The organism is Pseudomonas sp. GM24 (assembly GCF_000282235.1).
Taxonomy (GTDB): domain Bacteria; phylum Pseudomonadota; class Gammaproteobacteria; order Pseudomonadales; family Pseudomonadaceae; genus Aquipseudomonas.
Genome location: NZ_AKJR01000226.1, coordinates 1 through 26,633, shown reverse-complemented (window position 1 = coordinate 26,633; position 26,633 = coordinate 1). Strand labels below are relative to the sequence as shown.

General features: G+C 53.8%; 23 protein-coding genes and 2 pseudogenes. 10 read left to right on the top strand and 15 right to left on the bottom strand.

Translation table 11 applies throughout. From position 1 onward, the window contains the following. Positions 1 to 105 precede the first annotated feature (105 nt). Entirely contained in the window at positions 106 to 411 is a 306-nt protein-coding gene (locus PMI23_RS24535; RefSeq protein WP_007912649.1) for an antibiotic biosynthesis monooxygenase family protein, read from the bottom strand. Beyond that, entirely contained in the window at positions 411 to 1,115 is a 705-nt protein-coding gene (locus tag PMI23_RS24530) for a CTP synthase C-terminal region-related (seleno)protein (protein ID WP_007912651.1), read from the bottom strand. The genes PMI23_RS24535 and PMI23_RS24530 overlap by 1 nt, the downstream gene beginning before the upstream one ends. A gap of 15 nt (positions 1,116 to 1,130) precedes the next feature. On the opposite strand from PMI23_RS24530, the gene PMI23_RS24525 reads away from it, so the two are divergent. Then, entirely contained in the window at positions 1,131 to 2,072 is a 942-nt protein-coding gene (locus PMI23_RS24525) for a LysR family transcriptional regulator (protein ID WP_007912656.1), read from the top strand. On the opposite strand, the gene PMI23_RS24520 is transcribed toward PMI23_RS24525, so the two are convergent. The 5 genes and pseudogenes from PMI23_RS24520 to PMI23_RS24505 form a co-directional block, all read right to left on the bottom strand. Further along, positions 2,073 to 2,606 carry a DUF1003 domain-containing protein gene (locus PMI23_RS24520; RefSeq protein ID WP_007912658.1) on the bottom strand — a complete coding sequence of 178 codons (534 nt, stop codon included), beginning with the start codon at positions 2,604 to 2,606 and terminating at the stop codon, positions 2,073 to 2,075. A 152-nt stretch (positions 2,607 to 2,758) separates the two neighbouring features. Further along, positions 2,759 to 3,196 (bottom strand): annotated as a pseudogene (locus PMI23_RS30375) (methyl-accepting chemotaxis protein); the annotation flags it as partial. A gap of 108 nt (positions 3,197 to 3,304) precedes the next feature. Continuing rightward, a pseudogene (locus PMI23_RS30370) lies at positions 3,305 to 3,988 on the bottom strand (PAS domain-containing protein); the annotation flags it as partial. A 280-nt stretch (positions 3,989 to 4,268) separates the two neighbouring features. Next, positions 4,269 to 5,336, bottom strand: coding sequence for a diguanylate cyclase (locus PMI23_RS24510; RefSeq protein ID WP_007912662.1), 1,068 nt, complete (start codon positions 5,334 to 5,336; stop codon positions 4,269 to 4,271). Positions 5,337 to 5,492: 156 nt separating this feature from the next. Next, positions 5,493 to 6,101: a TetR/AcrR family transcriptional regulator gene (locus PMI23_RS24505; protein WP_007912664.1), complete on the bottom strand. Its 609-nt coding sequence runs from the start codon at positions 6,099 to 6,101 to the stop codon at positions 5,493 to 5,495. Between the two features lie 215 nt (positions 6,102 to 6,316). On the opposite strand from PMI23_RS24505, the gene PMI23_RS24500 reads away from it, so the two are divergent. Beyond that, complete coding sequence (locus PMI23_RS24500; protein WP_007912666.1) at positions 6,317 to 7,372, top strand: MBL fold metallo-hydrolase; 1,056 nt, start codon at positions 6,317 to 6,319, stop codon at positions 7,370 to 7,372. A 36-nt stretch (positions 7,373 to 7,408) separates the two neighbouring features. Here PMI23_RS24500 and PMI23_RS24495 read toward each other — a convergent pair whose 3' ends face one another. Both PMI23_RS24495 and PMI23_RS24490 read right to left on the bottom strand, forming a co-directional pair. Beyond that, the gene (locus tag PMI23_RS24495) at positions 7,409 to 7,726 is read right to left on the bottom strand and encodes a hypothetical protein (RefSeq protein WP_007912671.1); all 318 of its coding nucleotides are present in this window, start codon (positions 7,724 to 7,726) and stop codon (positions 7,409 to 7,411) included. Positions 7,727 to 7,819: 93 nt separating this feature from the next. Beyond that, positions 7,820 to 8,587, bottom strand: a complete 768-nt coding sequence (locus PMI23_RS24490) for an AraC family transcriptional regulator (RefSeq protein WP_007912672.1) — start codon at positions 8,585 to 8,587, stop codon at positions 7,820 to 7,822. Positions 8,588 to 8,699: 112 nt separating this feature from the next. On the opposite strand from PMI23_RS24490, the gene PMI23_RS24485 reads away from it, so the two are divergent. The 4 genes from PMI23_RS24485 (at position 8,700) to PMI23_RS24470 (ending at position 12,841) form a co-directional block, all read left to right on the top strand. Beyond that, entirely contained in the window at positions 8,700 to 9,515 is an 816-nt protein-coding gene (locus PMI23_RS24485) for a sulfite exporter TauE/SafE family protein (RefSeq protein ID WP_007912677.1), read from the top strand. Positions 9,516 to 9,604: 89 nt separating this feature from the next. Next, positions 9,605 to 10,750, top strand: a complete 1,146-nt coding sequence (locus PMI23_RS24480) for a hypothetical protein (protein ID WP_007912678.1) — start codon at positions 9,605 to 9,607, stop codon at positions 10,748 to 10,750. A 94-nt stretch (positions 10,751 to 10,844) separates the two neighbouring features. Beyond that, entirely contained in the window at positions 10,845 to 11,564 is a 720-nt protein-coding gene (locus PMI23_RS24475; protein WP_042705027.1) for a DUF6933 domain-containing protein, read from the top strand. Positions 11,565 to 11,650: 86 nt separating this feature from the next. Beyond that, the gene (locus PMI23_RS24470; RefSeq protein ID WP_007912681.1) at positions 11,651 to 12,841 is read left to right on the top strand and encodes a hypothetical protein; all 1,191 of its coding nucleotides are present in this window, start codon (positions 11,651 to 11,653) and stop codon (positions 12,839 to 12,841) included. A gap of 3 nt (positions 12,842 to 12,844) precedes the next feature. Here PMI23_RS24470 and PMI23_RS24465 read toward each other — a convergent pair whose 3' ends face one another. Next, positions 12,845 to 13,831, bottom strand: a complete 987-nt coding sequence (locus PMI23_RS24465) for a hypothetical protein (protein WP_007912683.1) — start codon at positions 13,829 to 13,831, stop codon at positions 12,845 to 12,847. 271 nt (positions 13,832 to 14,102) lie between these two features. Next, the gene (locus tag PMI23_RS24460) at positions 14,103 to 14,612 is read right to left on the bottom strand and encodes a BRO-N domain-containing protein (RefSeq protein ID WP_007912685.1); all 510 of its coding nucleotides are present in this window, start codon (positions 14,610 to 14,612) and stop codon (positions 14,103 to 14,105) included. A gap of 573 nt (positions 14,613 to 15,185) precedes the next feature. Between PMI23_RS24460 and dcm the strand changes: the two genes are divergently transcribed. The 3 genes from dcm to PMI23_RS24450 all read left to right on the top strand — a co-directional run bounded on the left by dcm (position 15,186) and on the right by PMI23_RS24450 (position 18,531). Next, positions 15,186 to 16,622, top strand: coding sequence for a DNA (cytosine-5-)-methyltransferase (dcm, locus tag PMI23_RS24455; protein WP_007912686.1), 1,437 nt, complete (start codon positions 15,186 to 15,188; stop codon positions 16,620 to 16,622). Positions 16,623 to 16,745: 123 nt separating this feature from the next. After that, a complete protein-coding gene (locus tag PMI23_RS29535) occupies positions 16,746 to 17,195 on the top strand; it encodes a very short patch repair endonuclease (protein WP_274517845.1) in 450 nt (149 codons plus the stop codon). Positions 17,196 to 17,223: 28 nt separating this feature from the next. After that, a complete protein-coding gene (locus PMI23_RS24450; protein WP_007912688.1) occupies positions 17,224 to 18,531 on the top strand; it encodes a type II restriction endonuclease in 1,308 nt (435 codons plus the stop codon). A gap of 51 nt (positions 18,532 to 18,582) precedes the next feature. Here PMI23_RS24450 and PMI23_RS24445 read toward each other — a convergent pair whose 3' ends face one another. From PMI23_RS24445 to PMI23_RS24430, 4 genes are all read right to left on the bottom strand, one after another. After that, positions 18,583 to 19,641 carry a response regulator gene (locus PMI23_RS24445; RefSeq protein ID WP_007912690.1) on the bottom strand — a complete coding sequence of 353 codons (1,059 nt, stop codon included), beginning with the start codon at positions 19,639 to 19,641 and terminating at the stop codon, positions 18,583 to 18,585. Next, on the bottom strand, positions 19,634 to 21,826 hold the full coding sequence (locus PMI23_RS24440) for a sensor histidine kinase (protein ID WP_007912691.1): 2,193 nt from the start codon (positions 21,824 to 21,826) through the stop codon (positions 19,634 to 19,636). Before PMI23_RS24440 ends, PMI23_RS24445 begins: the two co-directional genes overlap by 8 nt. Positions 21,827 to 22,006: 180 nt before the next feature. Further along, positions 22,007 to 23,257, bottom strand: coding sequence for a ribonucleotide-diphosphate reductase subunit beta (locus tag PMI23_RS24435; RefSeq protein ID WP_007912693.1), 1,251 nt, complete (start codon positions 23,255 to 23,257; stop codon positions 22,007 to 22,009). A 562-nt stretch (positions 23,258 to 23,819) separates the two neighbouring features. Beyond that, positions 23,820 to 24,080 carry a DUF2790 domain-containing protein gene (locus tag PMI23_RS24430; protein WP_007912695.1) on the bottom strand — a complete coding sequence of 87 codons (261 nt, stop codon included), beginning with the start codon at positions 24,078 to 24,080 and terminating at the stop codon, positions 23,820 to 23,822. Positions 24,081 to 24,553: 473 nt separating this feature from the next. Here PMI23_RS24430 and acs point away from each other — a divergent pair, with 473 nt between their 5' ends. Further along, the gene (gene acs / locus PMI23_RS24425; protein ID WP_007912698.1) at positions 24,554 to 26,509 is read left to right on the top strand and encodes an acetate--CoA ligase; all 1,956 of its coding nucleotides are present in this window, start codon (positions 24,554 to 24,556) and stop codon (positions 26,507 to 26,509) included. Positions 26,510 to 26,633: the final 124 nt, after the last annotated feature.

Sequence of the window (26,633 nt, the reverse complement as noted above, 5' to 3'; positions counted from 1 at the left end):
TCGCTGGCAAACCAGCTCCCACAAATACGGTGTGATCTTCAGAACAGCGCATAACCTGTGGGAGCTGGCTTGCCAGCGATGGGGCCGGTGAGCTCACCACCAACATCACAGGCTGAACCGATACTCGCGTTCGACTTTGCACACCCGCGTCTGAAACGACGAATACCATTGCGAGCGCCCACGCACTTGAATCAGCCGATGCTCAGGGTGCTGCCGCCACGCCAGAATCGCCGCTTCGCTCTGCCAATACGACACCGTAATCCCGACGCCATCCGCGCCTCTGACTGACTCCACCCCAAGAAACCCCGGCTGCTCACTGACCAGCTCAGCCATGCGCTCAGCGGCATCGGCATACCCATTGTCACCGTCGGTCCGAGTCGACGTAAAAATCACCGCAAAGCAGGCCGTCATCAACGTGCCTCCGCGCAAGCTTCAACAAACGCGTGCACCAGCGGCGGCATCAGCCCTTTGAGCGCCGCACGTTCCGGTTGAAACAACGTCGCGACAAAGAAGCGGTGCTCCTTGAGTTCAATCGCGCGCAAATCTCCCGCCGAATCATCACCCACGGCGTGTAGCCGATCGTTCAACAGTTCCTGTTCAAACAGCGGATTCACACCGAAGCGGCAGCGATAACCTTCACGAATCTGCGACGTTTCGTACGCCTTGGCGATCAACGAACCGGGCACCAGGTGAATGCTGTCCACCGCTTCGACCAGCGAACAGGTCAACGGCGTAAGTACCGCGCGTTCAGAATCGGGCGATGTTTCACCGTGTTCCGCATCGACCCAACCCAACACGTTGCGAGAAAACTCCAGCACCGCATGTTGAAAACCGCCACAGGTACCGAGGAAAGGTCGCTGCTGTTCGCGGGCAAAACGGATCGCGCGCAGTGCGCCGGCTTCACTCTTGTAAGGACTGCCGGGTACGCACCAGAAACCATCGAACCGCTCGAGCGGCGTATCGGCGTGGATCTGCTCGGTGGGCAACCATTCGAATTGCACGTTGCGGTCGAGGTGTTCGGCGACCAGTCCGAGGGCGACGGGAATGGCTTGGTGGGCGGTGACTTGCGGGTCGTGATCGCCAATCAGGGCGATACGGATGGCGCTGTTTTCCATGGGGGTTCCCTGCGCTTGTTGATTGATGGCACTCACTATAGATTGGCGTTCACGCACTCAATATGGGCGTTTCCCCAAGTGATTAATGCAGCGACGCACTATCAGCTCGACTACGCCGACCTGGCCCTGATTCTTGCCTTGGTGCGCGGCGGCTCTCTGGCCCGGGCCGCGCAGTTGTTGAAAGTCGACGTGTCGACGGTATTCCGCGCCGTGCGTCGTCTCGAAGCCGCACTGGGTCAGCAGTTGTTCGAAAAAAGCCGCTCCGGCTATTTACCGACAACTCTCGCGCAGACGCTGGCCGAGCAAGCCGAACGCGCCGAACAGGCACTGGAAGCCGCACGTATCGGCGTGGAGCAGGGCGGGGAAGTGGTCAGCGGTACGGTGCGCCTGACCTGCACCGATTCGGTATTGCAGGGTTTGCTGCTGCCGGCGCTGGCGCAGTTCATGCCCAATTACCCAGCGCTGACCATAGAACTGAGCACTTCCAACGATTTCGCCAACCTCAGCCGCCGCGATGCCGACATCGCCCTGCGCCTGACGCGTACACCTCCGGAGCATCTGGTCGGACGGCAACTGGCGAAGATTTCCTACCGGGTCTGCGCCAGTGCGCGCTATCTGCAAAACGTCGATGCGACGGATCTGGCCGCGCTGAACTGGATCGCCCCGGATGACTTTTTGCCCGATCATCCGACCATCGCCTGGCGTCGCCAGCACTTGCCCGGCGTCACTCCGGGGTATCGCTGCAACAGTATGTTGTCGGTGACGGAGTTGGTTCGTGCTGGCCTCGGCGTGGCGGCGTTACCGGACTTTCTGATCACCGACGGTTTGCAACCATTGAGCGAGCCGTTGCACGGTTACGACACCGCGTTATGGCTGCTGACTCGCCCGGATTGCCGGGCGTTGCGCTCGGTGGTGACGTTGTTCGATGAGCTCGGGCGGGCGTTGCGGTTGCCGTGATCAGCGCTGCGGATTCTGGCGCATGTGATCGTGCAGCTCGCTGGTCAGGCTGGCGATGCGTTCGGTGAGGTTTTTGGTCATCTCGGTGAGGCGGGTGTTCTGCTCCAGCAGTTCAAGCAGTTGCGCGGTGTTCTTCGCAGCTTGAGCCTGCCGCTCGGTATTGGCCTGTGCCAGCGCTTCACGGTGTAGCGCATCGGCATCGGCTTGCGCCTTGTCGCGCGCAGCCTGGCGTGTTTGTGCGAGCAGAATCAGCGGCGCGGCGTAGGCCGATTGCAGGCTGAAAGCGAGGTTCAACAGGATGAACGGGTAAACGTCGAAAGTGGTCACGCCAAACACGTTCAGGCAGACCCACAACAGCACAATCAGGGTTTGCGCGCCGAGGAACATTGGCGTGCCGAAGAATCGCGCAAACGCCTCGGCGCGCAAGGCGAAGGTGTCGTTGCCGAAAGTCGTGTTGAGGTGGGCGTGGGGGCGGTGGAAGCGCAGGTGATCGACGGGAGCTGTATCAGGTGTGGCGGGTTTTTCAGTGGTCATGATGCACTCGGCAGGACTTGAGACTGAAGCTCACTATAGTCCTGCATTGCGGCTCATGACCTCTTCGCGAGCGGGCTCGCTCCCACATTGGAATGCATTTTCCCTGTGGGAGCGAGCTTGCTCGCGAAGGCAACGACGCGGTCTACCTGCCTTTAACCCGGCACCCGCTCATTGGCAAACATACTCACCGCATCCACCGCCTCACTGGCGCCATCACGAATCTGCAAGATCACCGTGCCCGCCTGATTCGCCAACTCGACCCCTTCAGCCGCGCGACCCCGGGTGCCTTCCATGCTCTTGATGGCCTGGCGAGTTTCGCTCTGGATCAAACCGATCATGGTGGATATCTCCGCCGTCGAGCCACTGGTACGTGCCGCCAGTTGGCGTACTTCATCGGCAACCACGGCAAATCCGCGACCCTGCTCACCGGCGCGCGCGGCCTCAATGGCGGCATTGAGCGCCAGCAGATTGGTCTGGTCGGCAATCGCGCGGATCGTGTTGACGATGGCGGTGATCTGCTCAGAGCGCTCGCCCAGTTGCGCAATCAACGTCGACGATTGGGCAATGTCTTCGGCGATTTCGCGCATTTCGCTGGCCGCTTGCTGGATCACCTGCGTACCTTGCTCGGCGACTTTTCGGGTCGCCACCGAGATGTGATACGCCGCGCTGGCACTGCGCGCGTCCTGCTCGTGTCGCTCGACCCGGGCGGTGACGTCGGAGGCGAATTTCACCACTTTGCACAAGCGCCCGGCAGCGTCATAAACCGGGTTGTAATTGGCTTCGAGCCAGACGATTTGCCCGCGTTTATCCACGCGTTCGAACTGCCCCTGGAAAAGCTCGCCCTGATTCAAGCGCCGCCAGAAATCCTCATAGGCGCTGCTGTTGACCAGTTCCGGCGTGCAGAACAAACGGTGATGTTTGCCTTTCAGCTCGGCGAGGGTGTAACCCATGCGCGTCAGAAAATTCTGATTGGCCGTAAGAATGCTGCCGTCGAGGTTGAATTCGATGACCGCCATTGCCCGGTCAATCGCCTGCAACTTGGCGTTGGCCTCACTTTCCTGCTGCACCTTGGCGGTCACGTCCATGGCGTACTTGACCACTTTCACCACGCGACCCGAGGCATCCTTGATCGGGTTGTAGCTGGCTTCAAGCCAGATAGGCTGACCTTTGCTGTTGACGCGTTCAAATGTACCGGACTGAAACTGGCCGTTTTTCAGGCGTGACCACAAATCAGTGTATTGAGCGCTACGCCCGAATTCTGCTGTGCAAAAGCGCCGGTGCGGTTGGCCGATCGCTTGTTCGGCGGTGTAACCCATGGTCTGGAGAAAGTTGTCATTGGCACGCAACACCACGCCATCGAGGTCGAACTCGATCACCGCCATCGAGCGATTGATCGCATCGAGCAGGCCGGCTTGTTCGGTGAGGGTGCGCTGAAGATCGTCGACGACGGCTTTGTGGCGATTGAAGAACATGTTCGCAGTACTCTGGAAGTGGGGAAGATCGAGGATTCAGTCCCTATTTCCGCGCCGGCAGACCGAATGCGCGGACGGCATTCGGCGATGACTGCTCAATGCCAGCATTCCATAGCTGGCAGATGGCTACTTATACAAAACTTCATAAAGTTGTACAAGGAAGTAATTATTTGTAAGTTTGTATAACTTTTTAGGCGCTGGCGTTGTCTGTCGCGGCACGGCTCAAGGCCACGCTAATGGTGTTGCGACCCGTGTGTTTAGCGGTGTAGAGCGCTTTGTCGGCATCGTCCAGCCAGTCCAGTGGATCCTTGTACAAGGATTGATAGCGCGCCAAACCGATACTCAGGCCCACTCGCAACTCTGGCACGTGCGGATGACGATACTGCTGCAATGCCTCGCGCAATTGCTCCATCAGCGCTTCGGCTTTGTGCAGTGGCAGTGTCGGCAGGATCACGCAGAATTCGTCACCGCCGTAGCGCCCGGCCAATTCGTACTGATCCAGCAGGCGCTTGAGCTCTTTACTCAATTGCCGCAGCACCTCATCGCCGACGATGTGCCCGAAGCTGTCGTTGATCTCCTTGAAATGGTCGATGTCGATCAATGCCAGCGTGGCTTGGGAGTTGTGTTGGCGGCACTGTTTGAATTTCAGGTGCAGCAGGTCTTTCCAGGCCCCGTGGTTGAGCAGGCCGGTGAGGCTGTCGGTACGGCTGAGGGCGCTCAGTGCGCGTTTGTGTTGGGAGAGTTTGATCGCTAGGCGATAACAGACCATGCCCAGCGCCAACGGATACAGGGTGAGCATCGGCAGGCAGGCCCAAACTTGCGTTTGGGTCATCGTCAGACTGAATTTGACACCGAAAATCGCCCAGCCCAGCAGAACACCGGCGAGTTGCGCGAGGGCGCCGAACACGAACAGACGTTGGCCGCCGGCGGCAACATTGTTCATGGTCATCATCGACAGGATGGTCACGGTGGTTAGCGGGTTGAACTGAAAGCACGCCGCCCAGAAACCGCCGAACATCGAGTCGTATAACAAATTGCGCCGTTCAGCCTGATACGGGAACGCCGAGCGCGTGGAGATCTGGTAAGCGAAGTGCGGCCAGGCGAAACCGTTGAATAACAACAGCGCCCACAGCCAGCCGGGTATGTTCAGCGGATACAGCGCCGCAGCGACGCTGAAGAATCCCACGCCCAGACCAATGGCCCTGGGCAGGTAAATGCGCCGGGCGAATGACAAGCCTTTGCCGCGTTGGTTTTCCATGATGCCCTGCGCGAAATTCATCCTGAAATACTTTGCAGTATTTTCTCAGGCTAACCGTTCGTCGGTCGATTGTCGGACATTGTCATTTATTCCAACGGGAATAATCAGTGTCCTTCCGAGCCATTTAATCGGTGACTCGCGCAGGAGAAGGGCGATTTAGAGCTGATAGCAGGCCAGAAACATCTCCAGCGCCGATTCGGCGACGGTGTTCTGCATATCGACATCGAGGGCGGCACGGCCCATCGACATCTGCGGCCAGAAGCCGAAGGTCTTGAGCAAGCCTTGTACTTGATGGGCGGCAAACTCCGGGTCGACCGGTTTCAATCGGCCGTCGGCCTGCGCGGCGCGAATCCATACGGTCAGGCCTTCCTCGCGCTCGCCCATGCGCTCGATCATGTTCTGCGCGCGCTCCGGCGAGTGAATGGTGGCGGCAATTGCCACCCGGGCCAGGGTCAGAAAATTCTCGTCAGCCATCAACTGCACTTTGGCCTGGAGCATCTGCCGTAATTGCTCGCGCAACGGCTGATCGCGGTTGTAGGTCACCGATTGCTCGGCGCTGATTCGTGCCCACAACTGGTTGAGAATTTCGGCGAACAACTCTTCTTTGCTGGGGAAATGGTTGTACACCGTACGCTTCGACACACCGGCGGTGGCAGCAATCTTGTCCATGCTGGTGATCTCGAAACCGTTCGCGCGGAATTCGGCAATCGCCGCCTGAATAATAGCTTCGCGTTTACGGTCGGTGAGGCGCTGTGGAGCTGTCATAAGTACGCTTCGGCAGAGAAAAGATGAAATTACACTTGGCAGTTTACTTGTCATCCGCTTTGATGCAACCTAGAAACTACACCGAGCAGTGTAATGTTGCGTTAATCCTCGCAACCTAAAAAACAGCAGTTCGGCCTATGCGTGCAGCTTTGGCCATTTATCGTCCCACCGTGGAAAAACCGCGAATTGCGCGGTTTTTCTGGAGTCACTCAGTCATGGCCAATCCAGTTTCGATCCCGGATCACACATCCACGCCTGAAGCCTCGCGGCAGCATCAGGGGCTGTTTCGCAATCACGCACCCGTGCAACGCGAAGGTGTGCGCAAAATGCTGCGGATCATGTGGAACATGATTTTCCACAAACCGCGCAATACCCGGCCCGCAGCGCCGATCCCGGTGCAAGCGTTGACCCGGGAAGAACTGCTGGCAGCGCCCAATCACAGCGTCTATCGCCTCGGTCACTCGACCCTTTTGCTGAAGCTGCGCGACAAATTCTTCGTCACCGACCCGGTCTTCGCCGAGCGCGCATCGCCGGTGCAGTGGGCCGGGCCGAAACGCTTCCACCAGCCACCGATCAGCATCGACCAGTTGCCGCCGATCGAAGCGGTGATTCTGTCGCACAACCATTACGACCACCTCGATTACCAGGCCGTGCTTAGACTGGCCGCCAAGACCAACCTGTTCCTGACCCCGCTCGGCGTCGGCGACACCCTGATCAAATGGGGCATCGATGCCAGCAAAGTCCGCCAGTACGATTGGTGGCAGGGCGCCGAGATTGCCGGCATCCGTTTCGTCGCCACACCGTCTCAGCACTTTTCCGGCCGTGGCCTGTTCGATGGCAACAGCTCCCTGTGGGCGTCCTGGGTGATGATCGACGGTGACACGCGGATCTTCTTCAGCGGCGACAGCGGCTACTTCGACGGCTTCAAACGCATCGGCGAACAGTACGGCCCGTTCGACCTGACCCTGATGGAAACCGGCGCCTACAACGTCGAATGGCCGCATGTGCACATGCAGCCCGAAGAAACCCTGCAAGCGCACATCGACCTCAAGGGCCGCTGGCTCCTCCCGATCCACAACGGCACCTTCGACCTGGCCATGCACGCCTGGCACGAACCATTTGACCGGATTCTGGCACTGGCGTGGGAACGCAGTATTTCCATTACCACGCCGCAGATGGGCGAGGCGTTTAACATCGCTCAACCGCAACGCGGGGAGGCGTGGTGGTTGACGGTTGAAGGGGAGAGTGAGGCGGTGGTGCAAAGCGCTTGATAGCTCGCCCAGTTCGCCCCTTCGGGGGCGATTGTCTTACTCAGCCATCGCAAAATCCCCACGCCCCGCCGATTCCAATGGCGCACCCTGAAAACTCGCACTACGCCCCGGCGTAAACCCGGGAAAGAACACCAGCCCCTGCGCCTCGAACCGGTAAGCCAACGCCAGTCGCGCCGCATCCGCGACATCCTGCTGCGCTTCAAAGCGTTGAATGTCTTCAACCGAAACCTCTGCCTCCCGCGATAGCTGGTCCACGCTCCAGCCCAGCATCGCTCGGGCCTGGACGCAGTGCGTCGGGGTGAACTGGAAAAGGGCAATGCGTTCGAGGATGTGGTTCATCGCAAGAGAGGCCATGGTGTGCTCCGGGCTCAAGAGTGCTGATTGAAAATGTACTGTGTTTTTGTACAGTTGTTTTCGGCCGGGATCAAACGCATTTTTTGATTTGCGCTAATTCGCCGCCTCCAACCAGACGGACGGTGCCTGCCCGAGGATCCGCCGGAACATCGTCGAGAACGCCGCCGGGCTTTCATAACCGAAGTCCAGGGCAATGCGTGTCACCGCTTCACCCGAGGCCAAGCGCGCCAGCGCCAGGACCACGCAAGCCTGCTGCCGCCATTGTCTGAAGCTCAGCCCGGTTTGTTGGCGAAACAGTCTGTTGAAGGTACGCAAGCTTATGTGTAATTGGTCAGCCCAATGCTGTGGCGATTGGTGGGCGTACGGCTGATGCAGAAAGTTCTGACACAGAGACAGGAGCTTTCCGTCAGTCGGTAGCGGAATGTGCAACGGCAGCGGCGCACTGCGCGTCAACTCATGCAGCAACAGATCAATCAACACACCATCGCGCCCGCCGAGGTCATACGTCAGCGGTACTTCCACCGCCTCCATCAGCAAATGCCGCATCAACGGCGACACGCTGATCACCTGACAGCGCTCCCCCAAATCCACTGCACCCGGTTCGATGTACAAGCTGCGCGTGCTGACCCCAAGCATCAACACCTCGTGCGCCACCCCTGGCGGAATCCATACCGCCCGCTGCGGCGGCACCACCCAATTGCCGTCATGGGTGCTGACCTGCATCACCCCGGTCGCGCCGTACAACAACTGCGCCCGCCGATGCGTGTGAAAAGGCAGCAAGTGACCGTGGGAATAATCCGTACCGATCGCCACCACCGCGCGCGGCGTGTCATCCAGCAGATTGATCGAAACATTGCGCATCAGGCGTTTTCCGGTGATTGGCGTAAACGCAAACATTATTGGCTGACTTGCTGAAGCAGGCCAAGCGATGCCGCTCTATCGTCGACCGCTCTCCCACCACGGACGCCTCGACATGTTCTATTTACTGCTGACCCTCTTCGGCTGCCTGACCGGCATCACCGCGGTCCTGTTCGGCTTCGGCGGCGGCTTCGTCGTGGTGCCGCTGCTGTATCGCCTGCTCACCGCGAGCCACGGCGCCGACGACCCGATCGGCCAATCGGCAATGCACGTCGCCGTCGCCACTTCTACCTGCGTGATGATCGTCAACGCCCTGATCGCCACCGACAAACACCGCCGCGCCGGCAATCTCATCCGTCATTACCTGTGGCCGTTGGGTGGGTTTATCGGAGTGGGTGCGGTCGTGGGTGCAATAGCCGCGGTGTGGGTCAGCGGCGAAGTGATTCGCTACGCATTCATCGGCTACCTCGGTGTAACCATTGTCGATTGCTTGCTCAGGCGCGGGTTTCTCACTCAGAACGCAGACGTCATCCCACGCGGACTTGGCGCTATGGAAACTTCCGCAGGCGGTGTAGGCATCGGCGCCATCGCGACGTTTCTGGGTGTAGGAGGCAGCGTCATGACCGTGCCGCTGTTGCGTCGTTGTGGCTTGAGCATGTCGCAAGCGACGTCCATGGCTAACCCGTTGAGCGTGCCGGTGGCATTGGCGGGGACGCTGACGTACATGGCGTTGGCCGGGTTCAGTCAGGCTGAATTGGGGGCGTGGTTTGTAGGGTATGTGGATTTGCTGGCGTTTGCGGTGCTGACGGTTGGCTCGCTCATCGGGATTCGATTGGCTGCGCCATGGATTGGGCGGATCCCGGATCGGGTGCATGCGCGCGTGTACATCGGGCTGTTGCTGATCGTGATGATCAGCATGTGTTTGAGCTGAGCGCGACGGCGCTCGATTCCCCCGCGCAACCTCGACATAATCCGCAACGTTTTCTCATGGGCAAAAGCCCAGTCACTCAAGGATGAAAGATGTATCGCGGACTGTTGCGAATCTCCGGCATGTTGATGCTCGCCGGTTTGGTGCTCTCAACCCGGATATGGGCCGAAGACAACAAACAGGTGTACGCCGGCACCCTGGGCAAAGCCGCGATCGTTGTGGAAATCGACACTCGCTACAGCGAGGGTCGTTACTTCTACAAAAAATACCGAAAAGACTTGGCGCTGGACATCAGCAAAGAAGACGATGCGCTGGTGATGGCCGAAGGCGCGGCGATGGATGGCCATTCGCGCCCGACTCTGCGCTTGCAGCCAAAACTCGACGGCTGGAGTGGCGAATGGAGCAACCCGGACGGGAAGATCCTGAAGGTCGAATTACAGCCCGCCAAGCTCCCCGATGTTCCCGTCGGTGCCTTGCCGTATTTCACCGAACTGCATGACAAGAACCCGTACGAGTACCTACGGTTGCAGGGTCTGCAACTTGTAAAAGGCAAAACCGAAACCTTCATGGGCTACACGCTGCAATGGTGGAGCGAGGCGAAGTCGGGGGCTTCGCTGTTTGAAGTGGTATCGGGTTATTCGCCGCAAGCGCGGGAGCGCATCAATCAATATTTAATGGCACGCTTGTGGGGCGAGGTAGACGCACACTTCAGCTGTGCGGGGAGTTACTCGCAATCCAGTCAGCCGCTATGGTTGTCGTCTTCGGTGATGAGTGCGCGCATTTCTACCGAATATTATTGTGGCGGTGCCTATCCGGATCAGAACAATGAATCGCTCAACTTTGATGCGCAAACAGGGAAGTTGCTGACCCTTGAGGATGTTCTGTGGGTGGGGCAGGGCAAGCCCTTTCATTATGTGGAGGGATTGGAAGGCGCCTCTACTGTGTCCTCCGCTGACTATTACAACTACCGCTCCAAAGAATTCTCACCCTGGCTCGTCGCGCAGCTACTAAAGCTTTATTCCAGGGAAATGACCGTCGTTGCGGAAGGCGAAAACGAATGCGGGTACGACGAGCAAGAACCTTGGGCATTCCCATCGTGGTACTTCAGCGCAAACGGCATCACTGTCACGCCGTCGTATCCACATGCCGCCGCCGTGTGCGGATACGTCGAATGGGGCGTGCTGCCTTATGACCTGATCAAACAGCACCCCGGCGGCGTTCCATTGCAATTGCCCTGAGTAAAACTGGATTAGTGCGTCGAAGGGGGTTGGAATCAGTCAGCGTGTTCGCAAGAATATGTTTCTTTTCTGTAGAAATCACATGGGGCCTAGCATGCTGATCTTTAACTGCACCGAAGCCGCCAGCAAATTCTTCAGCCGTGTCCACAAGGGCAAAAAGATCACGCCGGTGAACGCTAATCCGCCGTCCCCAATCATTGAAGATGATGAGTCGAACGGCGCTGACGAGCAGTGGCTGGTGCACGCGATAACGGTACAACGCAAGCATGTGTTGCTGGTCATTCACGTTCAAACCCGCTATTGCCTGATTTTCGCTGATGCGAAAAAGGCTGACACAGAAGACTTTGTTGATCGATTCGTGGATCGTTGGGTCAAGGGGATAGTGATCAACGCCCATCATCATGACCTCGGGCAGTGGCTTAACCCTGAGTTGATGTTGGCGCGGCTGAAACAGACTTGTGAGCATCAACGGTTCTATCGACGTAGTCATCGCAGCGCGCAAAAACACATTGATGAGATTGCATGGATGTTTCAGGACAAGGTCGCCCATACGGGATCTTTGCCGCCGGATGAAATCACTGCGATGGTTTTTGACGAGCAAATGAATGACACGCCCAGGAACAGCAAGGGCGCCAAGTCTTACTACTTTCCGGATGAGGAAATGGCGCTTCACTGGCTGCGTCACTACTGCTTTCTCGATGACGTCCAGCTTCATGCTGCCAAGGAACGTCGCCAACAGATGGCTCGGGAAATTGCGGCCCTTGAGCACGAAGCCTGGCTTAAAAAGTACGAGCAAGAAAACTCGAATAGTTAAACCGTCCCCGCCATAATCCGCAGCGTATTTTTCAGCGCCGGCGCCTGTGTGCCGACGCGACCACCGACTCCTTCAAGGATTGATTCATGCTCAAGGGACTGATGCGCCTGGCACCGTGCGCCGCTGTGCTGTTCTCACTGATCTCCACTGCCCATGCCGAAGATGGCCGTCGTGTATTTACCGGCACATTGGGCAAGACGGCGATTGTTGTTGAACTCAACACCACACAGCAGGACGAAGTCACCGGCCGCTATTTCTACGAGAAATATCACCGTGACCTAGCCCTCAGCGGCTCGCTACAAGACAGCACGTTGAACCTCGTCGAAGGCAATAACCGCTACGGTGACGACAAGCCGCTGCCAACCTTGAAGCTGGAAGAAACCGGCAGCGGCTGGCAGGGCGAATGGCAAAGTCCGCAGGGCAAAAAGCTGCCGGTGAAACTCACCGAGGCCAGACTTACCGCGCCCACCTCAGCAACTTTACCTTTCATTGCCGCACTGCCATACGGCGAGCCTTACGAGTATTTGCGCCTGCAGGGACTCAAGCTCAAACCGGCGAAGAAAGAAAACTTCATGGGCTATGACCTGCAATGGTGGACCGAGCCTGAGACAAAGATTTCGCTGTTCAGCGTGGAGTCCGGATTGTCGAAAGATGATCAGCAACGGGTTAACCAGCAGTTGCTCGGGCGCCTCTGGAATGAAGTCATCAGCTATCACGGCTGCCAATTACAGGGCGGGGAGAACGTGGAGTTCATGCAGCAGGCAGAACCGAAAATGATCTCGCCTGCCGTGGTCAGCCTGAACATCTCGACCAGCTATTACTGCGGCGGCGCGCATCCCGACTTCGGCGATTCACCCCTCAACATTGATGTAAAAACCGGCCACCCATTGTCACTCGAAGATGTCTTTTGGGTAGGTAAGGGCACGCCGATTTTGCATGCCGAGCGCGACAGCCTGGGCGACAAACCGCTGAGCGAGGCCGAAAGTAACGCGCGCTATCAGTACGTAAGCAAAGAGTTAGTACCTTGGGTAATCAAGCAATTCACCGCCCTGTACCCCACAGAAATGAAGGCACCGACGGGAGATGACGACTGCAACTTCCAGGATGAGAGCATCTGGGGCACTTCACCTTGGTACTTCACCGAGAAGGGCTTATACCTCGGCGCCTACTTCGCTCGCGTGCAACGCTCTTGCGATAGACCCGACTGGTCGATCCTGCCGTACTCCCTCGTCAAACAACACCCCGGCGCCGTCAACCTGCAACTACCCCAAGGCTAACCGTCACTCCAGACCCGGCGCTTCACGAATAATGAAGTGATCCAGGTTCTCGATATTGGCATTGAAGACCTCGAAAGGCTTTTCGGGGTTCTTCTTGCCGGGCACCTGCTTCAACTCCGGCGTCACCCCATAGAAGAAACAGAACAACGCCTTGTCGCTATCCACCGCGTACTTGATCTCCTCCAGAAACGCCTTGCGCTTGCGGTAGTTGTCGATCAGCTTCTTGTTCAGATAAACACTGACCGGATACGGCTTCTTCTTACTGTCCTCGGGCTTCTTGAACCAGACCTTGTCCTCGAAATCGATGCGAAAACTGGCACTGTGGAAGTCCTCGATCTTCTTGATCCGCCCCCAGTAAATCAGCCCCTTGTTGTCCGTCAGATACTCAATCTTCTTGAAGAACGAACTGTACGGCGCCGAATGCTCGCCGACCTTCAACGGCATGCGCTTGAGCAACTCCTTGTCCGCGAAGTTCGAAACAAAGCACTCCACCGGATGCGCAAACACACTGGTCTTGTCCGGCGCCGATTCACGACCCGCCGACTCTTTACCACTCTCCGCCGCCACCCGCACCGGATCATCGCGCAACACATCCGCCGCCCCCGCTGGCGCGACAGGCTTGCGCACATACTCACGGCGGGTCAGCAACAACTCTGATGGGAAGTGTTCCTCACGACCGTCATCCACCTCACCATCCGCCGTCTCAACGCCAGACGCCGACGCCTTCAGACTCACGTACGGACAACCCGCCACATGCTGCGTCGTGGGCAGATTCTTGAAATGCGGCGTGCGCACGTAATTCACGTTCTTGGCGTTGAACGTGCCCAGCTCGTTGGACGCCTCGAACGCCGAACGACAGGCATCGTTGGGGCACTGGAAGTGTTCCTTCGCCGAGTCAAACGCCACCGTCTCATCGAAATTGAGATCGCGAACATCATAGATCGACAACTTGTCGTCGAGGCTGAGGCAGTAGGCGAGATCGAATTTCATGGTGGGGCTCGGATCCTTGAGTGGGGGAGGGGTATTAATAGCGGGAGGCGGGGTAGGTTGCACTGATTGTTTTCAGGATGATGCGGAATCTGTGGGAGTCAGCCTGCTGGCGATTACAGGCATCAACTAGATTTCAATACTCACACCGCAATTGCAGGCCACACATAACCCTGTGGCGAGGGAGCTTGCTCCCGCTGGGCTGCGAAGCAGCCCCAAGCATTTTGGGGCAAAAAAATCCGCTGCTTGAACTTCAAACAGCGGATCTTGACCATCAGCAACCACGCAACAATCGCGAAGCCTTACGCCACCAGGACTCATGACGATTAAACGGATCCTCCGCCAGCAAACAAGGCATATCCCGCAAACGAATCCACGGCTCGTCCTGCCAGTGCAACGTACTCAGCGACATCTGCGGCCAACTCAAAACACTCAACGTCGGACGCTCAACCGAGCGCGCCGTACGAGCATCACGCAGAGCAGGCACAACCTGATGCGTCAGCCACTCACGAAGCTGCCGATGCTCAGGACAGTAGTGATAGATCAGCAGTGCATACACACCCGACTCACTCACCATCATGTGGTCCTCAGCTTCGCCATAGGTCTCCACGCGCATCATCTGCTGCTGATCAGCGTCGAGTTTACGCAATTGGCGCTCATCAAGATGTTTGCCCATCAACCGGCCCAGTTCATGGACACAGAACCACGCCTGATTCTCAACCAGGAGAGCGTGCAGGTGGGTTTTGTTGCGGGTGAAACGAGTCGGGAGAAGTGGATCAGACATGGCATGCCTCCTGACCTGGAAGCACGGGATTCGAACGGCGGGTACAGCAATTCACCTTCATCATGAAGGTTGGATAGTCAGGCATTTCCATTTACCTCTGGCTGCTTTCTTAGGGCATTCGTTAGGGTGTCGGGAGCTAAGAAACCCACCAGAGACGGGCCGGACATATTCCCCTTTCGGGTCTTGTATTCGCCCACTCCCGACATAACGGGATTTTTCGCAGACGTAGAGAAACCGCAGACGAAAAAAAGCCGCATGACTGTCGGGTGCGGAGAACCGCTCTGGTTTGTAGAGTTTCTTAGGCTCGGAGCTGAGGGTAGGGGGATCAGGGATGGTCGTCAACCAGCGACTTTTCCTACTGGTCCTGAAGCGAAAGGAAACCTAGACAAAGACGCAGAGTAAATTATGCTGTGTTTATATCCAGTGTTTGATGGCCGTCGAATCCCGCAGCTCCCACATCCGTGTCGCCATGACCCATCACACGGAATTCAGGAAATTTCATTTACTTTGGAATTTTGCGGGCTAGAATGGTGACCATTCGTCACAGCTTTGACCCAGAGGAATTTCGGGCTCATGAATCTTTTTGAAACACCGTCTTTTGAATCCTTGAGCGAAACAACCTCGGGTTCGTACGAGCCTGATACTCATCCCGTGACTGACTTGGCGCTGCTGCACAAGCTCTTGGAGATCTACGACCAAGGGCAACTTGCCGAAATTCTCAACGACGTAAGCCCGAGTCATTGGTGCCGTGAAACCATCAATCGCTGGATCAAGGGAAAGGCCTCGCCGAAGCTCTCTCACATTGAATTCACTCGTCTGAAGGATCTGCTGCCCAAGCGCTTGAACCACAAACCTTCATTCACCTTTATTGACCTCTTTGCCGGTATTGGCGGTATCAGGAAGGGGTTTGAGGCTATCGGTGGCGAGTGCTTGTTCACATCCGAATGGAACAAGTACGCCGTTAAAACGTACAAGGCGAACCACTACTGCGATCCTGCTCGTCATCGCTTCAATCTCGATATCCGCTCAGTCACGCTTTCTGACAAGCCCGAAATCAGTGACGAGGAAGCCTACAAGAATATTGATCGCGAAATTCCTGATCACGATGTTCTGTTGGCAGGTTTCCCATGCCAGCCATTTTCTCTTGCAGGTGTATCCAAGAAGAACTCCCTGGGGCGTAAGCACGGTTTCGAATGCGAGACCCAAGGCACTCTGTTTTTCGACGTGGCGCGGATTATCGCCGCGAAACGCCCGGCTGCATTCTTGCTTGAGAACGTGAAAAACCTGAAAAGCCACGACAAGGGCAATACTTTCCGGATCATTTGCGAAGCGCTGGATGAACTGGGATATGAGGTTGCAGATGTTAATGCGCCAAAAGGCTCAGATCCCAAAGTCATCGATGCGAAGCATTTTGTGCCGCAGCATCGTGAGCGAATTGTGTTGGTCGGTTTTCGTCGCGACTTGAATGTTCACCAAGGATTCACATTGAGCGACATCAGCAAGCTCATACCGAAGCAGCGACCCACTTTCGGTGATCTGCTTGATAAGGAAGTGGATGAAAAATACATCCTAACTCCGAAGCTTTGGGACTACCTTTACCGTTATGCCGCGAAGCACCGTGAGAAGGGGAATGGCTTTGGTTTTGGCCTAACAGGCCCTAACGATGTGGCGCGTACGCTTTCAGCTAGGTACCACAAGGATGGCTCGGAGATCCTCGTTGATCGCGGGTTTTTGGATAGCTTGGACTTCAACAGTGAGTTCAATCAACTCAATCGCCCCCGTCGGCTGACTCCGCATGAATGTTCACGTCTGATGGGCTTCGATAAACCAAAGGAAAGCAAATTTATAATTCCCGTATCTGACACTCAGGCATATCGTCAGTTTGGAAATTCGGTAGCAGTTCCCGTTTTTGAAGCTGTCGCACGACTTATGAAGGACCGAATCATTGCTGCGAAAGAAAAAGTAGAAAACAAAGAGCGCGCACAGCTAGAAATTTCATTGGTCAACTGATCTTGAAGTTGATGCTCCGGAGTGGATGGGGGAGTTAGCCCCGCCCCAGCCATAAATATTTGCTTTGCGCTTTAATTGGTGAGGTTTTAGGCATTATTTAAGGGTGATTCTTTGATTGATATCGTGAGCAAAGCTACCAGGTCACGGATGATGTCAGGAATAAAAGGTAAAAATACGAAGCCCGAATTAATGCTGAGACGATATCTTCATTCCAAAGGATTCAGGTTTCGAATTCATGAAGATAAGCTACCGGGGCGGCCCGATGTCGTACTCAAAAAGTACGGAGTGGTAGTTCTTGTGCACGGTTGCTTTTGGCATCGTCATAAAAATTGCTTTTACGCTACAGAACCGAATAGTAGAAAAGATTTTTGGTCTTCAAAGTTTTCAAAAAATACTGCGCGCGATGAATCTCAAGTTCTCCAGCTGCTAGAGCTTGGATGGAGGGTGCTAGTTGTTTGGGAGTGTGGCTCGAAAAATGCCTTAGATGATATCGGTCAGATCGATGTTTTTATAAAAGGCGATTTTAAATACATGGAGTGGCCTAGCACTCCTAAGCGCATTAGAGTAAGTTAGTATTTCAGGCTGAACTCGGAGATAAAAGGTGAAGGATGTAAGTCAGTGGGATTTGCTGCAAGAATGGATGGCCAAGAGTTCAAAGGTTCTCATTAAAAAGTTATCTCGGAACGATTGTAGTTGGGCGGACTGTAAGAATAATCATCAGAGCGGCGTGTACATTCCCGTCCATATACGGATGAGTGGTTTCTTTCCTCCCCTTGAGCAGCGAGATTCAAAGCCTCATATTTTTGAAGCTGGATTCTCGACATTCTGGCCGACCACTGGCGAAATAAAGCCATCTAAATTAAAGCATTTTTCGAATAAAGGGTCGGAAGCGCATATGACGCGAATTCCGAAGAGTGAGTTTTCTTGTCTTTCGCCAGCTTCTTTGTTGGTAGGTGGTATTTTAAAGCAAAGTGAGGGTGGTTTTTTTCATTGGTTTATAGTTGTAGATTCTGTCTCGGAAGAGGCGGAGTTGATAGAGACCCAGTTTGGGTTGGATGTAGAGTTTCAGTGTGAGCTGTTTGATCCAAAGCTAATTCATGTTGATGAGATTGACGAAGGCTCTAGGCTAATATTAGAGCTTGGTCGTGCGCTGCAAGATGGTTCGTTATTGGAGTTCGTTAATTCAGTTTCGAAGCTTCCAAGTCCGGAGGTTTTGGCAGACCGGGCGCAAGCTATATATTTAAAAAAGCACGGATTGAAGTCTCTTGACCCGTATTTAATGCAGAATCCGGGTGATGCTATAATGAAGATTAGTCGGGATATAGAGTTTTCTTTGTACAAGCAAGCCGAGCTTCGTCATCGAGCTGCGGATATAGTTCGTATTCTTAAAGGCGGTGGTGACGATCTAGTAACCTCCGTAGTTCGAGGATTTCCTATGCTTGATGCATCCTTTCTCAGCGCGAGTCAGCACCGCAAGTCTCGAGCCGGAAGATCTTTTGAGAAACATATCTCAAGGATGTTTGTTGACGCGGGAGTGAGTTTTTCGGAACAGTTCGTGACGGGAGGACGGCGTCCTGATTTCGTGGTTCCTAGTGGAATAGTCTTGAACTCCAAAAAAAGAAAGTTTGAGGAAGCCATTGTTTTGTCAGCAAAAACAACTCTACGTGAACGATGGAAGCAGCTGGCGTTAGAGAAGTTTAACTGTAGTTTGTTTCTTGCGACTGTAGATGATCGCGTATCCTCTGATTCAATAGATGATATGTCAGATAACGGTATTTTTCTTGTGGTGCCAGAATCTTTGAAGGATTCCGATCGTACATGTTATAAGAAAAAAACCAACGTCTTAACTTTTAAGGATTTTTTTGACGAAAAACTCATCAAGTCGTCTAGGAGTTTTTTGCTCATGTAATGGTTGCAATTTACAGATAGCGCCACAGAGTGGCACTATCTCGTGGTTTGTTTATAGTGAATGCTGAAGGCAATGATTAGGCTCTATGTCAGGAGCTCCAGGCCTACCAATGTAAGACGAGAAACGGTGGATAAGGTTTGGTAGAAATTTTGGTGAAATTGCAGCAATGATTTTTGTTGGATCTAATTCAGAGTATTTAATTGTTATCAATTCATCAAAGTTTACGACCTTTGGAGGCTCTCCTTTATGTAGTGGAGGGAGGAAGTGGGTGTAAAGATTGTGGGCCTGATTGATTAGCCCCGTTAAAGAGGTTATGTCGCCCTTTTCTGCTTGAGTCAAATATTGCTTGTACTTTGGATGGTCGTTGCATTTGGCTAGTAGTACAATCTCGTCTTTTCTATATCTGACTATGTTACAGGCAGGTGTCAGAACTACCCAAGTAGCATTATCTATATTGATGAGGTCTCCTGTCATTATGTTTGTTCTGATAACAGGGTGGATATAGCTTTCTTGTGGATGTGACTTCGTAGTGCTGTTTACGGTTAGTATTCGGTCGGCAATGTTCTCCAAAATCATTCTGAGCGAAGACTCTGCAGGTATCGTATTGCCAAGTTTGGATATACGGCTTGCTACCCCGCTATGAAATAAGGTTGCCAGTTCTTTGTTTAATAGCTCAAACGATTGCTGCATTAGTTTGATTAGCAAAAGTTTTGTTTTGATCCAATCAAAAATTTTTGTTTCAGCGTCGGCTTCTTTAGTGAATTTTGCCATCGAGCTTGGATCAAGTGTTTTGTCTTCTACGTCAGTGGGTTTCCCTGTCAAGATGGCAATAGGGCATGGTGATATTTCTTTCAGCTCCCTTATGAATTGGTTGCCCGTTGTCACCGCATCACTACCAGGAATTCCGGTCGCGATTTTGAGATCAGTAACAATTATGTCGAATTTTTTAAAGGATATTGCTGCTTTCGCTTCTTGGATGCTAGAGACGCACTGTACCTCAAAAGAAATATTGTTTTCGGCGTCTGATCCGTAAATTTCTGCCTCCTTAAGGAAGCCATCCCAAAGATTTTGCTCATCCTCAATGTAGAGTATTTTTACGATGTTATTCATGGGCACTGGCTTCCTTGATTTTTATTTCGAATGTACATCCGTTGATTGCATTGATTAGCTTTAAAGAGCCGCCAGTTCTCGCGAGTGACTCTTTGGAAATTGCTAGTCCAAGCCCTTGGCCATTACTTACTTTAGTAGTAAAGCCGGCCTCAAATACTGATTCCTTAAAGTTATCTTTGATTCCTGGACCGTTGTCTTCTATCCGAATTAGAATGTAGCCGGATTCCTTGTAGGTAGTGATGTTTATACGGGGGGTTCTATTTTCTTGTTTTATTAGCCAGAAAATAGAATTGTCGATTAGGTTTATGAGTGCTGTTTGTATCTCGTCGCCATAGCCTAAATAGTTTAGGTTTTTTTCGCCTTCCAGATGAATTGATATTCCATTATCAACTGCCTTGTTGTTCATAACTTCTATGGATGAAATGATGTGGCTGTAGGCATTTTGTATTGTGGGTGGTCCCGATCTTTTCGTTGCTAAAGGATCAAGCTGAGATAAAAGTTTTTCCATTCTTGCAGATTGCTTGATATTTTCTTCAGTTCGAAAGAGATATTTTTCTTTGGTCTCTTTTTCAGGCTCGGTTGATGTTATTTTTTTCCAATCAAACTTTAAGTGTTTTAGTAAGCTGCTCATTGATTTAAGAGGGTTTCTTAATTCGTGGAGAACTTCCGCAATTATTTTTCCTAACGTGGCTCGCGCCTCAAGAATTCGTTCGTGTTCAATTTGCTCGATAATTCGCTTTCTTAGCTCTTCTTGCGCATGGTCAATTGTGATTCTCGCTGATTCACGTTTTTGTACTGGTATTTCAGAGAGTATTTTTTCTTTCCAGGTGAATTCGGCAGCTTCAATAAATTGCTCGTGCCTAGGCTTTCTTTTTCCCTTACCTGTGCCTTCTCTTACCTTTCTCCGCATTGGCTCAATTGCTGAGCCTAGGAGGTTTGTAATAAGTTCCTGTAAGCGTTTATAACTTCCATTTGATTCTAAGCCCTCTCGGCTACTTCTCTCAATTAGATTGCTGTTGTTCTCGTCGGAAATAGTTATGAAGCCCGCTATTTGGTTAGATCCAATTCTCATTGACGGGTTGTCAACGCGGCGTCTACTAAGTTCCAGCCAGTCTTGATCCTTGTCTCCATATGGACGGATTCTGAAGTCATCTCTATAAATGCCAACACCAGTCATATCATCAAGAATTTGTCTGGCTGCCCTTTTGCCATATCCTTGCAGGCCTGCCCGTGTTATCAAGGCCTCAATAGACTCAGGTTCTCTATCAAATATTAAAAGGCGTACTTTCAAATCTCCACATGGGAGCACGCCGCGATTTAGATCAATTGGGAAAAATTCATTGATTGTTTCAGAGTAGGGTTCCCCGAGCGAATGAAAAGTCATTTCACCCTGAAAATTACCTTCATTATCGAAAGAGCCAACTACTTCATAGTCTGCACTATCGAGTATTGGGGCTGGCTCTACCTTAAGAATATTGTCTGTTGCATCATAATCGAAAGATAGGGGGCGCGAGCTTTCTATGCTTTCACTTAGGTCAAGGAATATCGAGAAGTCGTCCTGCTTGTTGATTTTCTCTTCGTCGGACTTTGTTTCTTTTTTGATTGGCGAAATAAGTCTTCTTAGCTCTACGTTTAGATCGCTTATTTCTTTTGAAATCCAGTTGTCTCTTAGCTCTTTTATCCGGACGGTGGTTCCTGTCGGATGGTCATTTGGTTTACTGCTTCTTCTTATTTGAACTCTGACATCTTCTAAATAATTTTGAGCGTCGAAATCTTTCCAGTCGATTTTTACAGTTGTTACTTCTGTGCTTCTATTGTCTTTTGCTCTTGCTGCCGTAGTCAGTGTCATCAGTTCGCCAAGGCGTGCCGCAGCGAATCTACCAATCCCTTTTGATCCAAGCAACTTCCTTCCAAGAGTTGAGTGGCTTCTTACAACCTTATGGTCAGTAGCGGGTTCCAACCAAGAGTTTATGATGGTGTTAAAACTCATGCCATGGCCGTCATCTGAAATTTCAATGCATGGAGCTTCATATCTTTGGGAGATGATTTTTATTGTGCAGTGCGATGCATCTGCATCATGAGCATTTTTTACTAGCTCGACGACGGCTGCGATTGGTCCGCTTACTAATTTATCTCCAATTGTTCTTATTAAGCGAGCTCGGGGTTTGAATTTATATGGATCCACCTAGTCTGCCTCCATCGCAATAAAAATAAGATCCCTATTTACCGGATCAGTGGTTTATCGGTTATATCATGCCATTATGATGGCATCAATATCGGAAGAGACTGTTTGTAGCATGCAGAGAGACAAAAAAAAGGCCGCCGAATGGCAGCCTTTTTGATATGAGAAAGAGGTGAGGGGATTTCAATCCCAGCTCAACGCCCCACCAGTCTGATACTCAATAACCCGAGTCTCAAAGAAATTCTTCTCTTTCTTCAAGTCCATAATCTCGCTCATCCAAGGGAACGGGTTAGTCGTCCCTGGATATTCCTCTTTAAGGCCGATCTGCGACAAACGACGGTTAGCGATGAACTTCAGGTAGTCCTCCATCATCGCCGCGTTCATGCCCAGTACGCCGCGAGGCATGGTGTCACGTGCGTATTCGATCTCCAGCTGCGTACCCTGCAGAATCATCTGGGTCGCTTCTTCCTTCATCTCAGCATCCCACAGGTGTGGGTTTTCGATTTTGATCTGGTTGATCACGTCGATGCCGAAGTTCAGGTGCATGGATTCGTCGCGCAGGATGTATTGGAACTGCTCGGCGACGCCGGTCATTTTGTTGCGGCGGCCCATGGAGAGGATTTGGGTGAAGCCGCAGTAGAAGAAGATGCCTTCCAGAACGCAGTAGTAGGCGATCAGGTTGCGCAGCAACTCTTTGTCGGTGTCCGGGGTGCCGGTTTCGAACTTTGGATCGGAGATCGAACGGGTGTACTTCAGGCCCCAGGCTGCCTTTTTCGCGACCGATGGGATCTCGTGGTACATGTTGAAGATTTCGCCTTCATCCATGGCCAGCGATTCGATGCAGTACTGGTAGGCGTGGGTGTGGATCGCCTCTTCGAAGGCCTGGCGCAGGATGTACTGGCGGCATTCCGGGTTGGTGATCAGGCGGTACACGGCCAGTACCAGGTTGTTGGCAACCAGGGAGTCGGCGGTGGAGAAGAAGCCGAGGTTGCGCATGACGATGCGGCGCTCGTCGTCGGTCAGGCCTTCCGGGTTTTTCCAGAGGGCGATGTCGGCGGTCATGTTGACTTCTTGCGGCATCCAGTGGTTTGCGCAACCGTCCAGGTACTTCTGCCAGGCCCAGTCGTACTTGAATGGCACGAGTTGGTTGAGGTCGGCGCGGCAGTTGATCATGCGCTTTTCGTCAACGGCGACACGGGCGGAGGCGCCTTCGAGTTCGGCGAGGCCTTCGGCGACGTCGAGGGAGTTCAGTGCAGCCTTGGCGCGGGCGACAGCGGCCGAGTCGTCGGCGGTCACGGCGCGGGCTTCGATCGCGGCGGCACCGCCAGCGTTGTCGAGGCGGTCCATGTTGGCTTCAGTAGCGTGGCCGGCGTTGGCGCCTTTCACTGCTGCTACTTCACTGTCTTCTTTGTCGAATTCGTCCCAGCTCAGCATGACGTGTCGTCTCCTGCGTGAGGGCCTGTCGCCCGTGTGAAACCTGATTGGTTGGTTTTTCACACGGTCGTACAGACCGCGTTGGATCTTAAGGAATCGTTTTTTGCAGCAGCTAAGGCAGGCAATAAAACAGAATTTTGTACGGGTTTCCGAGAGCCTCTGACGGGCGCAGATCACGTTTAACGCGACTGCGGGGCTTCAGAATGGCTTTGATCCCTGTAAGGGAATATTGCTGACCCGATTAGGGCGGCATTATAGGGAAAAAAACACGCGCGTGGGGGAGGCGAATCAGCACAGGGCGGTCGATCAGGAGGGGTATTTCAGTCGGAGCGAGGGTTTACAGGGCTTTCGCGGATGTTGGCCCGTGAGAATTTTTTTTGATTAATTTTTTCGTCGGGCTTTGGTTGCTCAAGAAATGAGCAAAAAACCGCGTTTTTCACTATATCTTGTGTTTTGCAACCATTTTCAACGACTCCAGACACAACTGAGCCCGACCGAAGTCGGGCTGGAATCGACCCTCAATGAAGCGCTGAGAGATCCAATTCGGTGCAGTCTCGAATCATCAATTGGTGCAGCCGTTGCCCATGATGCTGTAACGCAGGATGTGACGCTGACCTTTGGAGTCGTCGTATTCCATTTTGGCCGGAACCACTTCGCAGACATTCGGAACTTCGCTCATGGAAACAACTTTGGCGATGTCCAGGTGCGTGGAGTAAGTGTATTCCTCGATAACCGGTTGTTGCTGCGCGACATCAGTCGGAACCTCATCTGCCATGGCGGTTGCGCACAGACTGCTGAGGGCCAGAACCAATAAAGCTTTCATTCGGATTTACCTTTTTGAGGTCGAGTGGGGTCACGCAACCTTTTTAGGGTTGCGTGTGGAACTTCATCATTTGCGGTTGTTACTTGAGAGCTGGATTAACGGCCTTCGTGGGGGCTGTAACGTTGTTAATCGCGTTTGCCTTGTCGGCGAGGTGAATTTTAGGGAGATGGGGCGGGGGTAAACAGAGCGGGTTTTGATAAACACCTTTGGCAGATTTGGTAACAATCCCTTGAAATGGGGTAGAGGCTGGATTGGTAACCGGGTGTTTTGTCTGTGGGACCGAGTTGTCTGAATCGCTGGCAAGCCAGCTCCCACAGGGTTTGGGGGTGTTTTAGAGGTTGGTGTCTGGCTTGCAAACGGGGTAGGTGGAGGATTTGTAGGGGCTTGTTACTACCATCGTCGAATGGTTCTATGGCCCCCGCCCCGTTACAACAGGGTCATACAAAAACAACTATTACACCGAGGTAGGAAAGATGAGTGCGGCTTCTCTGTATCCCGTTCGTCCCGAGGTTCTGGCTAACACGCTGACTGACGAGGCGACCTACAAAGCCATGTACCAGCAGTCGGTCGTCAACCCTGACGGCTTCTGGCGCGAGCAAGCCAAGCGTCTCGACTGGATCAAGCCTTTCACCACGGTGAAACAGACGTCGTTCGACGATCACCATGTCGATATCAAGTGGTTTGCCGACGGCACCCTGAACGTTTCCTACAACTGCCTCGACCGTCACCTGGCCGAGCGCGGCGATCAAGTCGCGATCATCTGGGAAGGCGACGATCCTTCCGAGAGCCGCAACATCACCTACCGCGAACTGCACGAACAAGTGTGCAAACTGGCCAACGCCCTGCGTGGTCAGGACGTGCACCGTGGCGACGTGGTGACCATTTACATGCCGATGATTCCCGAAGCCGTGGTCGCCATGCTGGCCTGCACCCGGATCGGCGCGATTCACTCGGTGGTGTTCGGCGGTTTCTCGCCGGAAGCCCTGGCCGGTCGCATCATCGACTGCAAATCGAAAGTGGTGATCACCGCTGACGAAGGTATCCGCGCTGGCAAGAAGATTTCCCTCAAGGCCAACGTCGACGACGCGCTGACCAACCCGGAAACCAGCAGCATCCAGAAAGTCATCGTGTGCAAGCGCACCGGTGGCGACATCAAGTGGAACCAGCATCGCGACATCTGGTACGAAGACCTGATGAAAGTGGCGGGCACCGTTTGCGCGCCGAAAGAGATGGGCGCTGAAGAAGCGCTGTTCATCCTTTATACCTCCGGCTCCACCGGCAAGCCGAAGGGCGTGCAGCACACCACCGGTGGTTACTTGCTGTATGCGGCGATGACCCACGAGCGCGTGTTCGACTACCGTCCGGGCGAAGTCTACTGGTGCACTGCCGACGTCGGCTGGGTCACCGGCCACAGCTACATCGTCTACGGCCCGCTGGCCAATGGCGCAACCACGCTGCTGTTCGAAGGCGTGCCGAACTATCCGGACATCACCCGGGTGGCGAAGATCGTCGACAAGCACAAGGTCAACATCCTCTACACCGCACCGACCGCGATTCGCGCGATGATGGCCTCGGGTCAGGCAGCGGTTGAGGGCGCTGATGGCAGCAGCCTGCGTCTGCTCGGTTCGGTCGGCGAGCCGATCAACCCGGAAGCGTGGGACTGGTACTACAAGAATGTCGGCAAGTCGCGTTGCCCGATCGTCGATACCTGGTGGCAGACCGAAACCGGCGGCAACATGATGAGTCCGTTGCCGGGTGCGCACGCGCTGAAGCCGGGTTCTGCGGCACGTCCGTTCTTTGGTGTGGTGCCGGCGCTGGTCGACAACCTCGGTAACATCATCGAGGGCGAGGCTGAAGGCAATCTGGTGATTCTCGATTCGTGGCCAGGTCAGGCGCGTACGCTGTATGGCGATCACGATCGTTTCGTCGATACCTACTTCAAGACGTTCCGTGGCATGTACTTCACCGGTGACGGTGCGCGTCGTGATGCCGATGGTTACTACTGGATCACCGGGCGTGTCGATGACGTGCTCAACGTGTCCGGTCACCGTATGGGCACGGCCGAGATCGAGAGCGCGATGGTTGCGCATCCGAAAGTCGCTGAGGCGGCGGTGGTGGGTGTGCCGCATGACATCAAGGGGCAAGGCATTTATGTCTATGTCACGTTGAAAAATGGCGAGGAGCCGACCGAGCAATTGCGTCTGGAACTGAAGAATTGGGTGCGCAAGGAGATCGGGCCGATTGCTTCGCCGGATGTGATCCAGTGGGCGCCGGGGCTGCCGAAGACGCGTTCGGGCAAGATCATGCGCCGGATTCTGCGCAAGATTGCCACGGCGGAATATGACGGGTTGGGGGATATCTCGACGCTGGCGGATCCGGGTGTGGTGCAGCATTTGATTGATACGCACAAGACCATGAATGTTGCTTAAGTAGTAGATTGATGTGCTGAAAAGCCCTGTTCGGTGTAGGCCGGACAGGGCTTTTTTTGTGTCTGCAGGTTTTGTGATGGTAGGACTGGCCTCATTTTGGTTCCAGCGCATATTGGGGGTGGCT

Bases quoted from the DNA above. Each gene is read 5' to 3' on its own strand.
- PMI23_RS24535 (WP_007912649.1), bottom strand. From the start codon at position 411: ATGACGGCCTGCTTTGCGGTGATTTTTACGTCGACTCGGACCGACGGT.
- PMI23_RS24530 (WP_007912651.1), bottom strand. From the start codon at position 1,115: ATGGAAAACAGCGCCATCCGTATCGCCCTGATTGGCGATCACGACCCG.
- PMI23_RS24520 (WP_007912658.1), bottom strand. From the start codon at position 2,606: ATGACCACTGAAAAACCCGCCACACCTGATACAGCTCCCGTCGATCAC.
- PMI23_RS24510 (WP_007912662.1), bottom strand. From the start codon at position 5,336: ATGGAAAACCAACGCGGCAAAGGCTTGTCATTCGCCCGGCGCATTTAC.
- PMI23_RS24505 (WP_007912664.1), bottom strand. From the start codon at position 6,101: ATGACAGCTCCACAGCGCCTCACCGACCGTAAACGCGAAGCTATTATT.
- PMI23_RS24500 (WP_007912666.1), top strand. From the start codon at position 6,317: ATGGCCAATCCAGTTTCGATCCCGGATCACACATCCACGCCTGAAGCC.
- PMI23_RS24495 (WP_007912671.1), bottom strand. From the start codon at position 7,726: ATGGCCTCTCTTGCGATGAACCACATCCTCGAACGCATTGCCCTTTTC.
- PMI23_RS24490 (WP_007912672.1), bottom strand. From the start codon at position 8,587: ATGCGCAATGTTTCGATCAATCTGCTGGATGACACGCCGCGCGCGGTG.
- PMI23_RS24485 (WP_007912677.1), top strand. From the start codon at position 8,700: ATGTTCTATTTACTGCTGACCCTCTTCGGCTGCCTGACCGGCATCACC.
- PMI23_RS24480 (WP_007912678.1), top strand. From the start codon at position 9,605: ATGTATCGCGGACTGTTGCGAATCTCCGGCATGTTGATGCTCGCCGGT.
- PMI23_RS24475 (WP_042705027.1), top strand. From the start codon at position 10,845: ATGCTGATCTTTAACTGCACCGAAGCCGCCAGCAAATTCTTCAGCCGT.
- PMI23_RS24470 (WP_007912681.1), top strand. From the start codon at position 11,651: ATGCTCAAGGGACTGATGCGCCTGGCACCGTGCGCCGCTGTGCTGTTC.
- PMI23_RS24465 (WP_007912683.1), bottom strand. From the start codon at position 13,831: ATGAAATTCGATCTCGCCTACTGCCTCAGCCTCGACGACAAGTTGTCG.
- PMI23_RS24460 (WP_007912685.1), bottom strand. From the start codon at position 14,612: ATGTCTGATCCACTTCTCCCGACTCGTTTCACCCGCAACAAAACCCAC.
- dcm (WP_007912686.1), top strand. From the start codon at position 15,186: ATGAATCTTTTTGAAACACCGTCTTTTGAATCCTTGAGCGAAACAACC.
- PMI23_RS24445 (WP_007912690.1), bottom strand. From the start codon at position 19,641: ATGAATAACATCGTAAAAATACTCTACATTGAGGATGAGCAAAATCTT.
- PMI23_RS24435 (WP_007912693.1), bottom strand. From the start codon at position 23,257: ATGCTGAGCTGGGACGAATTCGACAAAGAAGACAGTGAAGTAGCAGCA.
- PMI23_RS24430 (WP_007912695.1), bottom strand. From the start codon at position 24,080: ATGAAAGCTTTATTGGTTCTGGCCCTCAGCAGTCTGTGCGCAACCGCC.
- acs (WP_007912698.1), top strand. From the start codon at position 24,554: ATGAGTGCGGCTTCTCTGTATCCCGTTCGTCCCGAGGTTCTGGCTAAC.